General features: G+C 71.7%; 7 protein-coding genes and 1 pseudogene. 7 read left to right on the plus strand and 1 reads right to left on the minus strand.

All coding sequences use genetic code 11. From position 1 onward, the window contains the following. The first annotated feature begins 406 nt into the window (after positions 1-406). Positions 407-3,307 carry a glycosyl hydrolase family 95 catalytic domain-containing protein gene (locus PUR56_RS17025; RefSeq protein WP_329949552.1) on the plus strand — a complete coding sequence of 967 codons (2,901 nt, stop codon included), beginning with the start codon at positions 407-409 and terminating at the stop codon, positions 3,305-3,307. A 602-nt stretch (positions 3,308-3,909) separates the two neighbouring features. Here the strand turns inward: PUR56_RS17025 and PUR56_RS17030 are convergent. After that, complete coding sequence (locus tag PUR56_RS17030; RefSeq protein WP_329949553.1) at positions 3,910-4,968, minus strand: LacI family DNA-binding transcriptional regulator; 1,059 nt, start codon at positions 4,966-4,968, stop codon at positions 3,910-3,912. A gap of 452 nt (positions 4,969-5,420) precedes the next feature. Between PUR56_RS17030 and PUR56_RS17035 the strand changes: the two genes are divergently transcribed. The 6 genes and pseudogenes from PUR56_RS17035 to PUR56_RS17060 all read left to right on the plus strand — a co-directional run. Continuing rightward, entirely contained in the window at positions 5,421-6,761 is a 1,341-nt protein-coding gene (locus PUR56_RS17035) for an ABC transporter substrate-binding protein (protein WP_329949554.1), read from the plus strand. Further along, positions 6,758-7,756, plus strand: coding sequence for a carbohydrate ABC transporter permease (locus PUR56_RS17040; RefSeq protein WP_329880233.1), 999 nt, complete (start codon positions 6,758-6,760; stop codon positions 7,754-7,756). Before PUR56_RS17035 ends, PUR56_RS17040 begins: the two co-directional genes overlap by 4 nt. A 4-nt stretch (positions 7,757-7,760) precedes the next feature. After that, positions 7,761-8,657 (plus strand): carbohydrate ABC transporter permease, encoded by an 897-nt coding sequence (locus PUR56_RS17045; protein ID WP_329949555.1) that lies wholly within the window; start codon positions 7,761-7,763, stop codon positions 8,655-8,657. A gap of 97 nt (positions 8,658-8,754) precedes the next feature. Beyond that, positions 8,755-11,295: an RICIN domain-containing protein gene (locus tag PUR56_RS17050; protein ID WP_329949556.1), complete on the plus strand. Its 2,541-nt coding sequence runs from the start codon at positions 8,755-8,757 to the stop codon at positions 11,293-11,295. A 93-nt stretch (positions 11,296-11,388) separates the two neighbouring features. Then, positions 11,389-11,985, plus strand: coding sequence for a hypothetical protein (locus PUR56_RS17055; RefSeq protein ID WP_329949557.1), 597 nt, complete (start codon positions 11,389-11,391; stop codon positions 11,983-11,985). 149 nt (positions 11,986-12,134) lie between these two features. Next, positions 12,135-12,251: pseudogene (locus PUR56_RS17060) on the plus strand (RICIN domain-containing protein); the annotation flags it as partial. Between the last annotated feature and the right edge of the window lie 70 nt (positions 12,252-12,321).

Consider the following 12,321-nt stretch of genomic DNA (forward strand, 5'->3'; position numbering starts at 1 on the left):
ACGTGTTGCGAGGCTCGCCGCGCGTTTCCCCGGCTCCGGCCCGTCCGACAGGCACGGGGGAGGGATCAAACAGGGGGTGACATAATTAAACGCGTTCAAACAGGCGAGGGCTCTCATGACATCGGAAGACCGGGGGAGGTGTCAAGCGTCCGCCGGGGGCTCCGGATCGGAGGCCGCAGGCGCGGTCGACCGGCCGTTGAGAACAATTGGCTTGTGGGGCAGAGGCCTTGACGCGGGCCGACTCGTCCTTGAAACTCGGCTGCAACCCGATGTTTACGCCAACATCTCACCGGGCGTGACTTCGTGCAGCACCGGACCACGGCGCCGAGCCGCCCGTGCGCACCGCAGGCGTTCCGCGCCTCCCCCTGCTGCTTCCTCCCCCCCACCCGGCCGATGGAGCCCTACCATGAGCCTGCCCGATCCCCCTCTGCGCCGCCGGCACTTCCTCGCCGGGGCCGCCGCCACCGCGGGCGCCGTCGTTCTGCCAGGAGGGTTCCGGTCGCCCCGGGCCGCGGCCGCCGTGCCGCCCCAGGTCACCCTCCCTCAGCGCGGGATCCACGACACCACGCCCGCCGCGGACTGGACCGACGGCTTCCTCACCGGCAACGGCGAGTACGGCGCGGTGCTCCACGGGACCCCCGCCCTGGAAAAGGTCGTCGTCAACCACCACCGCTTCGTCCTGCCCAACGGCACCCGCGCGGTCCAGCCCCCCGACCTCGCCGGACGGCTCCCCGCGGTGCAGGACAAGGCCCTGGCCGGCGACTACGCCGGCGCGGCCGGTGCCTTCGCCGGCGACTGGGCCCTGCGCTGGACCCAGACCTACCACCCCGGCTACGAACTCCACCTGAGCACACCGGAGATGAGCGGCGCCGCCGACTACGCACGGCTGACCGACTTCCGCACCGGCGAGGTCACCCACGCCTGGGCCGACGCGGCCGGCACCTGGAGGCGCCGTGCCTTCGTCTCCCGCGCGGACCGGGTCGTCGTCCACGAGCTGCTGCCCGCGACCGGCCGCACCGTCGCCACCGTGCTCGGCGTCCACACCGCCCTCGAAGGGGCGCCGAGCAGCGTCACCTTCCGTACCAGGGCGACGGTCGTCGGCCGGGACGGCTACCTCGGCCTCCGCGGCACCTACCCCGCCGGACAGGGAGCGTTCGGCTACGAGGGCGTCACCCGCGTCGTCGTCACCGGCGTCCGCGCGTCGGTCACCGTCGACGGCTCCACCCTGGTCGTCGCCGGGGCCGCCAAGGTCCTGCTCCTCACCAAGCTCGACCGGTACGAGACGCCGGGCGCCTGGGACGCCGAGCCGCTGCAGAAGGCGCTCGCCGCGCTGACGGCCGACTACGGCGCCCTGCTCGGCCGGCACCGGCCGCTGCACCGGGCGATGTTCGACGGTTCGAGTCTCGACCTCGGTGTTCCGGCCGCCGACCGCCGGCTGTCCACCGGCGAACTGATCGCCCGCCAGAACGGCAGCCGGTCGAGCCTCGACCTGGCACTCCTGGAGCGCATGTACGACTCCGGGCGCTACCTGTTCGTCAGCTCCAGCGGGATCCTCCCGCCGCGGCTCACCGGCATCTGGTCCGGCAGCTGGACCGGTGCCTGGGCCGACGACATCACCACGGACGCCAACGTCAACCTCCAGGTCGCCGGCGGCAACATCCTCAGCCACGGCGACGCGATGCAGGGCTACTTCGCCCTCGTCCTCGGCCAGCTCGCCGACTGGCGCGACAACGCCGCCAGGATCTACGGGGCCCGCGGGTTCCTCGCCCCCAGCCGCACCGACGGCGAGCACGGCCACATGCTCCACTTCAACGACGGCGACTTCCCCGGCCAGTGCTGGACCGGTGGCGCCGACTGGCTGCTCCACCCGCTGCTGGAGTACTACCAGGTCACCGGTGACACCGCGTTCCTCCGCGACAAGCTGGGCCCGGCCCTGATGGAACTCGCCCTGTTCTACGAGGACTTCCTGACCCGCACCGACGCGGGCGGGAAGAAGGTCTTCGTGCCGTCCTACTCGATGGAGAACGCGCCCGCCAGTACCGGGCAGATGCTGGCAATCAACGCCACCGGCGACATCGCGGCCGGACGCCACGCCCTCCGGGCGGCGGTCGACGCCGCGAACGCCCTCGGCGTCGAACAGGGGCCGGGCCGCGGCGTCGCGCGCTGGACCGCCCTACTGGCCCAACTGCCCGACTACACGGTCAACGGCGACGGCGCGCTCGCGGAATGGTCCTGGACCGGCCTGACCGACCGTTACAACCACCGGCACGTCCACCACCTGTACGGGGCCTGGCCCCTGCACGAGATCAACCCCGAGGAGCGTCCCGACCTGGTCCGCGCCGCCGGCCGGGCCCTGGACCTGCGCGGCGACGAGAACCTCTCCGCGCACGGGAGCCTCCACCGGGCGCTGGCCCGCGCCCGGCTCAAGGACGGTGCCGGCGTCCACGAGAACCTCCGGAAGATCCTCGGCAACGACATGGTCTTCCGCTCCCTGATGACCTCCCACAACCCCGGACTCACCACGTACAACGCCGACGCCGCCAACGCCCTGCCGGCCGTCCTCGCGGAAGCCCTGCTCCACACCCGCCCGGGCGTCCTGGAACTCCTGCCCGCCCTGCCCGCTCAACTCGCCAGGGGCACCGTCAAGGGCGTCCGCGGCCGCAACCGGGTCCTCGTCGAGAGCCTCGTCTGGGACACGACGGCCCGCACCGCCACCGTCACCGTGACCTCGGACCTCACCCAGGAGATCACCCTGATCTGCCGCCGGGGCATCACCTCGATCACCACCCGGGCCCCGGTCGCCGCCTCCCCGCTCGGCGCCCACGCCAGGAGGGTCACCCTGACCGCCGGCACCCGCACCCGGATCACCCTCGGTTTGCTCGCCGGCACCTACCGCCTGGTCAACCGGGCCAGTGGGAAGGTTCTCGACGTCCGCGACCATTCCACCGCCGACGGCGGAGGCGTCGTCCAGTGGCCCTGGAACGGCGGGGCCAACCAGCGGTGGGACCTCGAACCCGAGGCGGACGGCTCCTTCCGCCTGGTCAACGTCCACAGCGGCAAGGTCCTGGACAACCCCGGCGCCTCCACCGTCCCCGGCCAGGCCCTGGACCAGTGGACCAGTACCCGGAGCCCCAACCAGTGGTGGCGGATCGTCCCCGCCACGACCACCGGCCACGTCCACCTGGTCAACGTCTCCAGCGGCCTCTGTGTCGACGTGGAGACCGGCTCCACCGCCGACGGCGGCCGGATCGTCCAGCAGCCCGTCCGCGGCACGGCAGGCCAGGACTGGAAGCTGGAGACCGCCTGACCCGGCCCCACGAGCCCGACCCGCCTGGACCCGACCCCGGCCGTCGCCCCGCTCCGCGGACGTACCCCCCGGCGTCCGCGGAGCACCCGCCGGAGTACGCGGGTGCACGTCGCGACCCTGGCGGAGCGGTGCTGTCGTCACCTGGCCGTGGTGTTTGGCCGGGGAGGCTGCCGAGGACGGGCCGGCGACCGCCGAGGCGGCCCGCCACCTCGCCCGCTGTTCCCGGTGCGGCACGGCCTTGGCGGACCTGGCGGCCGTGCACCGCTGGGACGCCGACCACCTGCGGAGGGGCTGCTGATCCAGGTCGACCCCGCCGGCCGTCGAGGCGTAACCGCACCACCCGCGCCGGGGACGTCCGCTGTCCCGGTGCCGCTCGGCACCGGGACAGCGGACGTACGCCGCCGGGGCGTGGGAACGATGGCCGGCGCGCGGCCGGCGGTGGTGGTCCTCGCCCTGCCACCGGCGCCACCGGGGGAGAACTCGGCCCCGGATCCACCCACCGTGGGAACACCCACGGCCTCAGGCCCGACGCCGGCGGCAGGACGGCCACTCCGGCCCTCGCCGCCGTCCGAGCGTGTAGGCCGCCGGGGCCGTCCCGGGTGCTACGGGCCGTCCGGGGCGGTGGGCGGACGCCCGGTGCTGGCCCGGATCACCAGTTCGGTGGGGAGCCAGGGCCGCTGCTGCCGGGCCGTCGTCGTACCGCTGCGGAGCTGCTCGACCAGGACGCTGATGCACCGCCGCCCGATGTCGCCGAAGTTCACCCGGACGGTGGACAGCGGGGGGATGGTGTAGGCGGCCTCGGGGATGTCGTCGAAGCCGATCACGCTCACCTGCTCGGGTACCCGGCGGCCGGCCTCGTACAGGGCGCGCAGCAGGCCGACCGCCATCTGGTCGTTCGCCGCGTGCACCGCGGTGACCTCCGGGTCGGCGGCCAGCACGCGGCCCAGTTCGTAGCCGGACGCCGCGCTCCAGTCGCCGACCAGGGGGGCGGGGATCGGAGCGCCCGCCGCGGTCAGGGCGGCCAGCCATCCTTCGCGGCGCTGTTCGGCGGCGATCCAGCCGCTCGGACCGGCGAGGTGGTGGACGGTCCGGTGCCCGAGGTGCAGGAGCTGCTCGGTCGCGCGCCGTGACCCCTCGACCTGGTCCGCCGCGATGACGGGGACGAGCGGATCGAGCGAGTCGTCGACGGCGACGACCGGCACCTTGCGGGGGAGGTCGAGCAGGGCCTTCGCGATGTCGCGGTGCGGGGCGATGGTGATCAGCCCGTCGACCGAGCGTTCCAGGAGTCGGGTCGCGGCGTCCCGCACCGGCATGTGCCCCAGTGAGCGCATCGGTGCGACGCTCACCGTGTATCCGACCTCCTGCGCGGCGAAGGCGATGCCCTGGACCACGTTCGCGGGGCCGAAGTCGGCCACGTCGTAGGCGATCACACCGATGTTGCGGGTCTGGCCGGTGGTGAGCGTCCGGGCGGCCTGGTTCGGGAGGTAGCCCAGCTCCGCCACGGCGGCGAGCACGCGGTTCCGGGTCTCCGGGCGTACCGCCGGGCTGTCGTTGAGCACGCGCGAGACCGTCTGTTTCGACACGCCCGCTACCCGGGCGACATCGCGCATGACGGCGCCGCCGCCTGGCTGATCGATGTCGGCCGGTCCGCTCTGCCCCATGCTGTTTTCTCCTCGTCCGCGCCTGCCGGAGCGACCCTGCCGACATGAACCAGGATGTTACCGGTACCACTCGGCGCGTCAAGCCCGCCTCGGTAGACCGTGGATCGACCCGGGGCCGGCCGTCGTCCGGCGGGTCCGTCGGTCGGTTGCCCGGAGCTGCCCCGATCGGTCGGGGGAGGGAAGCCGTTCAGGTCTGCACCGCTCTCCGAACGGCTGTGTTCGGTTCCGGAGGTGTTTCCACCGTGTGGCTTCCACATGTTCTGCCCAAAGCGTTGACAGTGAAAATGTTCCCGGTAACACTCAGCCCACCACCGCATTCGGCCGCCGGTTCCACCCCCGCCGCGGCCCGGTCTCCCCCCTTGCGCATCCTCCCGGCACGACAGTGGCGCGGCCCCGTTCACCGGGGCTGCCGCCGCGCGACGTGAGCGGGCAGTCCAGAGAGGAACAGCTCCATGTTCACCAACCGTCCGCATCCGAAGAACCCTCGTCCCCGTGCGCTCGCCGTGGCGCTGAGCGCCGTGACGGCGGTCTCGGCCCTTGCCGCGTGCACCGGTGCCGGCAGCAGCGGCGGTGCCGGGAATGCCGATGCCACCCTCACCGTCTGGACGGACGACACGCGTCAGCCGGCCGTGGAGGCCTACGTCAAGGCCCACCCGCAGGCGCGGGTCAAGGTGGTGCTCACCAGCTACAAGCCCGGCGAGGTCGCGCAGAAGATCGCCCTCGCCGACCGAGCCGGCAAGGGGTGGCCGGACGTCGTGTTCCTGGGCTCCCCCTCGGACGTCTCGGCGCTGGCGGCCGCCCCGCTGCGCTTCGCCCAGCCGCTGGACGAACTGGTGCCGGAGCAGACCCGCAAGCAGTTCGCCAAGGGGACGCTGGAGGGCTGCACCTACGACGGGAAGGTGTTCTGCCTCGCCAACGACACCGCGCCGGTGGTGCTCTGGACCAACGAGACGCTGATGAAGCAGTTCGGCTACAGCGTGCCGACGACCTGGGCCGAGTACCAGGAACTCGGGGTCAGGCTCGGCAAGGAGCACCCGGGATACCTGATCGGCGGGATCAACGACGTCTCGGGCTACGGCGCGTTCTTCGGGGGGTCGGGGTGTCCCGACCGGGAGACCACCGGCCCCACCGACATCAGGATCGACCTCACGGACCGGCGGTGCACCCGGGTCGCGGAACTCCTCCAGCCCCTGGTCGAGAACGGGACCGTCACCGCCACCAGCCCCTGGGACCCGACGTTCACCGAGGAGGTCGGCAAGAAGAACGCGATCCTCATGTACCCGGCGGCCGGCTGGTTCGGCGAGTACGGCTTCAAGGGCTCGTACAAGATTCCCGACGGCCAGCTGGCCGCGCACCCCGTTCCGACCTGGACGGGTGACAGCGTGGCGACCACGGGCGCCATGGGCGGCGGACTCTGGGTGGTGTCCCGGCACAGCCCGAACGTCAAGGGCGCCGCCGAGATCGCCACCTGGCTGACCACCAGCGACGCCGCGGACGGCATCGTGGCCGCGTCCGCCCTGCCCGCCCACACGCCCACGGCGCAGAAGTGGTGTGCGGCCCGGGCCGCCGACCGGTTCTACGCCGCGGACCCCTGCCCGACGATGCTCGACGCGGCCGGAAGGATCGCCGAGAACTACGACTACATCCGCTTCGAGGGGCAGTTCGCCGACTCCTACGCGCAGACCTTCGTCGCGACGGCGAGCAAGAAGGGCGACCTGGCGGGCGCGCTGCCGGTGTGGCAGAAGCAGCTGGTGCAGGCCGCCGAGAACGCCGGCTACAAGGTCTCCCGTTGAGCCGGACCACACCGACCGCAAGGACCACGCCGGCCGAGCGGACCACGCCGGGCGTGCGGACCACGCCGAGCGTGCCGACCGCAAGGACCAAGCCGCCCGTGCGGCCCGGCCGCCGGGGCCGCCGGGGCCGCTGGACGGGCCCGCTGTTCGTCGGCCCGTACCTGCTGTTCCTGATCGCCTTCGGCCTCCTCCCGGTGGGATACGGCCTGTGGACCACCTTCGTGGTCTCCGACCCCTACGGCGGGGAGCGCACCGGGACCGACAACTGGACCAGGGTCGCGTCCGACTACCGGCTCGGGCCGGCCGTCGAACACATCGCGCTCTACCTCGCCATCTGGCTCCCGCTGCTGCTGCTGACGGTCGTCTCGCTCAGCCTCCTGCTGCACGCGCGCAAGGGGCGGTTCGCCGGGGTGATGCGCCTGGCGTACTACCTGCCCGGCGCCGTGACGGGGTCGGCCGCGGCGATGATGTGGATCTTCATGATCAGCCCGCAGTACAGCCCCGCGGCGCCGCTGCTCCGGGCCCTGGGATTCGACTCCAGCGCGGAACTCCTCGGCGGGCCCTGGCTCCCGGTGGTCCTCTCGGCGGTCGCGGTCGAGGCGGGCGCCGGCGGCTGGATCGTGATCCTCTACGGGGCTCTCCAGTCCATCCCGGACGAGGTGATCGAGGCGGCCAGGATGGACGGCGCCAACGGCTGGCAGCAGGCCGTCCACATCAAGCTGCCGATCGTCCGCAAGTACCTCGCGTTCATCCTCATCACCAGCTTCGCCGGGGGGACGCAACTCTTCGTCGAGCCGCAGATGCTGTCGCTGGTCTCGAAGGGAGTCATCAGCGCCACGTGGTCGCCCAACCAGCTCGCCTACGTCTACGCCAGCGGTGAGCTCTCCTTCGGCCGGGCCTCCGTGCTGTCCGTCCTGCTCCTGGCCGTCGGCCTGGGCGCGGCACTGATCGTCATCTACCGCACCAAGTTCTACGAGACCGACGCCCGGAGGTAGTCCCATGATCCCGATACCCCCGCGGCGGCACCGGGCGCGCGCACGGGCCGGTGCCTGGACGCGTGACGCGCTCCTGCTCACGGCCGCCGCCGTCTTCCTCGCACCGGTCGTCTGGCTCGTCCTGGTCCCGACCAGGACCGAGGAGTCGATCCGCGACGGCTTCCCCTTCTCCATCGGTTCGCCGGCCAACATCGGGCGGGCCTGGGAGAACCTGTACGCCTTCAACGACGGCATCGTCCTGCGGTGGATCGGCAACTCGCTGCTCTACTCGTCGTCCGGCGTGGCCCTGAGCCTGGTGCTCTGCATCACGGCCGGCTACGGGATGGCGAAGTTCCTGTTCGTCGGCCGGAAGACACTGCTGATCTCGACGCTGATCGCCATGATCGTGCCGACCTCCGCCACCGTCCTCCCGCTGTACGTCGAACTCGCCGCGGTCGACCTCACCGGGACGGCCCTCTCCGTGATCCTGCCCCTGGCCTTCTACCCGTGGGGCGTCTACCTGGCCTACACCTTCTTCTCCAGCAGCCTGCCGGACTCCCTCCTGGAGGCGGCCCGGGTGGACGGCGCCTCCGAGGTGAGGATCTTCTTCTCCGTCGCGCTGCCGCTCGCCCGGCCGCTGGTCGCGCTGATCGGCTTCTTCGGCTTCGTCTCGGCCTGGACGAACTTCATGCTGCCCTACCTCATGCTCGGCGACACCGACGACTACCCCCTGCCCCTGGGGCTGAGCGTCCTGCCGATGGAGAACATCGTCTCGGGCAACCCCAACTTCTCCAACATCGACATCGGACTGCAGGAGGCGGCGCTGGCCGGCGTCCTCTCCGTGCTGCCGATCCTGCTGATGTTCCTGCTCGCCCAGCGCCACCTCACCTCGGCGCAGCTCGCCGGGTCCGAGAAGGGCTGAGGCACCCCCACGCCCCCACACGCTCCACCCCCACCCACCCCCCACACGCTCCACCTCCCCACCCACCCCCACCTCCTGAGTCGTGAGGAGTTCGACGATGAACTACCTGTCCACCAGACCGCGCCGTACCCGAGGGCGCCCCGCGGGTCCGCCCGCCCGGGCGGTCTCCGCCCTGATCACGCTGCTGATCGCGACGGCCGGCCTCGCGCCGGTCCCCGCCGCCGCGGCGGCACCCACCGTCCGCCACGTGGCGACGACGGGCGACGACAACGCGCCCGGTACGGCGGCAGCGCCGCTCCGCACCATCCAGCGGTGCGCCGACCTCGCGGTCGCCGGCGACACCTGCCTGATCGGAGCCGGCACCTACCGGGAGACGGTCACCCCGAAGGCGTCCGGCAGCGCGGGTGCGCCCATCACCTTCACGGCGGCCCCCGGCGCCCGGGTGACCGTGGACGGGACGGACCCGGTCGGCGGCTGGGTCCGCGACACCGGACAGATCTACAGGGCGCCGGTGAAGCTCGCCGGCACCCCCGCCGCGCCCTACGGCTCCACCAAGTACCCGGCCAACGCGGACCTCTGGGCCAACCAGGTCTTCACGGCAGGGTCCCTGGTGCCCGAGGCGGCGTACCCGGCGGCCACCAGCGACCCGTGGCAGCAGTCCTTCATCACGGGGGGCTGGAAGTCCACCCGCTCCGGATCCCCCGACCACTGTCCCACGCCCCCCTGCACCGCCATGCTGACGGGCACGCTGACGTACGACCAGTTCCCCGCGCTGGGCGACATGACCGGGGCGACGGTCTACCTGGCGGGAGGCTGGGTGGCGAACTCGGCGTCCGTCACCGGCGGCACGCTGGACGGCGGTAACAAGGTGCTCCAGCTGCGGTTCCCCGCGAGCGACTTGCACGTCGAGCCGGGCGGTGGGAACTCGTCGAAGTTCCGCCTCGTCGGCAAGAAGTCCCTGCTGCGGGGCCCGAACGCCTGGTACTACGACCCGGCCGGGCAGCAGCTCTACCTCTGGGCGCCCAACGGCGCCGCACCCGAGGGCGTGACGGCCAAGCGCCGCAACTACGGGTTCGACCTCAACGGGCGCAGCCACATCACCGTCCGCGACATTTGGCTCCACGCCACCACGGTGACGACCGACGACAGGAGCAGCCAGAACGTCCTCGACGGCATCACCGCCCAGTACACCTCCACCTGGCAGACCACCCAGTTCGACAGCAGCCTGCCCTACGCCGGCATCTACGACGCCAACCACCACTCCGACAGCGGCATCCTGCTGCACGGCACCGGGAACGTGATCCGCAACAGCGTGCTGCGCCTCTCGATGGGCAACGGCATCTCGATCCGGGGCAGCGGCCACGTCGTGACCAACAACCTGATCCGCGACGTCGCCTACGGGGGCACCTACACCGCGGCGGTGGCGCTGGAGGTCGGCAGCAAGGACGTGACGATCACGCACAACACCATGCGCAGCACGGGGCGTGACGTGATCAACATGAACACCAACGCCTATCCCAACGACGGCTACCGCAACATCCGCATCGCCTACAACGAGATGACCGACTACGCGAAGATCAACTACGACCTGGGGGCCGTGTACACCTGCTGCAACACGGCCTACACCGGCACCAGGATCGACCACAACTGGATCCACGACCCGGCCCAGATCGGAAACGGGTTCCACTTCGACAACGGCAGCTACGACCTGAACGTCGACCACAACGTCATCTGGAACCTGCGCGGTGGAACGGGCGTCTCCTTCGGCGGCTTCGAAGACTCGGGCAAGGACCTGCCCTACCTGACGGGTGCCTTCACCGCCAACACCATCGTGTCCGCCAACAATTCCACGATCTTCCACTACTACGCCAAGCCGTCCCGCGTGGCCAACAACGTCCTGCGGAACAACATCCTCGACGGCTCGCACAAAGACGGGAGGCCGTACGACCACATCGACGGCGGTACTCCGAACCAGAGCAACAACCTGATCACCACCCGGAGCAAGGACGGCGGTCTGCCCGACCCGAAGTACCGAGGCGCCAACACCGGTGACTTCACCCTCACGCCTTCCTCGCCGGCGGTCGACGCGGGTGTGCCGGTGGCCGGTGTCACCGACGGCCACACCGGGGCGGCCCCGGACCAGGGTGCGTACGAGACGGGGCAGGCGGCCTGGGTGCCCGGGTGCACCCTCGACGGGTGCGGCGTGGCGGCCGGCAAGCCCGCGGCGCTGGTCAGTGCCAAGAGCGGCAAGGTCGTGGGGCTCCAGGGGGCCGGGGCCGCCCGGTCCGCCGTCCAACAGACGCTGGGGGTGGCCGCCGGCCAGCAGTTCACCGTGACACCGGTCGGAGGCGGTGAGGTCAAGCTGGTCGACCGCGAGGCCGGCCAGTGCCTGAACCCGGCCGGCGGATCCAGCGCCGACGGGACCCCCGTCCGGTCCGCGCCGTGCGGCGGCGACACGGCCCAGATCTGGACGGTGGCCGACACCGTCCTCGGCTTCCGGCGCCTGGTCTCCAGGGCCGGCGGCAAGTGCCTGGACGTCGAGGGCGGTTCGACCGCCGACGCCGCCCGGCTGATCCTGTGGCCGTGCGGACCGCAGGCCAACCAGCAGTGGACGGTGGCCAACGTCTCCACCGGGTGACGTACGTCCGGGTCGCTGTGGTGCCCGGCCCGAGGGCCGGGCACCACCTTGGGTTCCAGGAGTCGTTGCCACACCCCGGTTCAGGGGATCGCATTGGACGTCGAGATCCGTAAGGACCGGATGGCTCAGGGGCCGGTGAAGCTGAGCCGGGAGCGAGCGGCATGCTCCCGGCTCTTGGAGCAGGGCTACAGCCTCGGGGTAAGGGAGCACCCACCTCCGGCAGCACCAGCAGAGGTTACACAGCGCCGGTATCGGCCAGAGACAGAGGAGGTGGCACCGGTGACGGAGCGAATCGAGCTCACAGCGGTAGTCGAGGCGACACCGTTGTCCCAGCAAGGCGCATCTGAGGAACACGAACCGGAGCCCGGCGGCCGGTCCGACCTCCCGGCCGCGCCCACCGAGCCGCCCCCGGCGGCACCGGCCGGGGTGAAGGCCGGGCCGGTCCCCCGGGGACAGGTCGCCGGCAAGGAAAAGGTGCAGCCGTACATCACTACGGCGGTGGCGGAGGCCGCCCGCAACGCAGTGGTGGCAACGACCCCGTACGAGGGGGGATACCAGTCCCTGAGCGATCTGATCGAAGACGCCATCGTGGAGAAGGTGGCGAAGCTGCAGAGGACGTTCAACGAGGGAAATCCGTTCCCCGAGCGGCCCAGAAAGCGGATTCGTACGGGCCGACCTCTGGGCCGGTAGGTAGCACCATGGCCAGAGGGGCGCCCGTGCCACCGCCCGTCTCGAAGAACTCCTGCGGCCCGGCCGCCCTGACCGAGACCGCCTCCGGCCGTTGAACCCGGCAGAGCGCCCCGGACCGGGGCGCGTACGGGACGGGGCAGGCGGCCGGCGGCAAGTGCCTGGACGTCGAGGGCGGTTCGACCGCCGACGGCGCCCGGCTGATCCTGTGGCCGTGCGGACCGCAGGCCAACCAGCGGTGGACGGTGGCCAGCGTCTCCACCGGGTGACGTACGTCCCGGTCGCAGTGGTGCCCGGCCCCCCGGCCGGGGCACCAGGCGTCACCCCGCCGACGCGGAG

The sequence above is a fragment of the Streptomyces sp. BE303 genome, assembly GCF_036290945.1.
Taxonomy (GTDB): Bacteria; Actinomycetota; Actinomycetes; order Streptomycetales; family Streptomycetaceae; genus Kitasatospora.

Excerpts from the sequence above, each read along its gene's own strand:
- PUR56_RS17030 (WP_329949553.1), bottom strand. The coding sequence starts at position 4,968 with ATGGGGCAGAGCGGACCGGCCGACATCGATCAGCCAGGCGGCGGCGCC.
- PUR56_RS17050 (WP_329949556.1), top strand. The coding sequence starts at position 8,755 with ATGAACTACCTGTCCACCAGACCGCGCCGTACCCGAGGGCGCCCCGCG.
- PUR56_RS17025 (WP_329949552.1), top strand. The coding sequence starts at position 407 with ATGAGCCTGCCCGATCCCCCTCTGCGCCGCCGGCACTTCCTCGCCGGG.
- PUR56_RS17045 (WP_329949555.1), top strand. The coding sequence starts at position 7,761 with ATGATCCCGATACCCCCGCGGCGGCACCGGGCGCGCGCACGGGCCGGT.
- PUR56_RS17035 (WP_329949554.1), top strand. The coding sequence starts at position 5,421 with ATGTTCACCAACCGTCCGCATCCGAAGAACCCTCGTCCCCGTGCGCTC.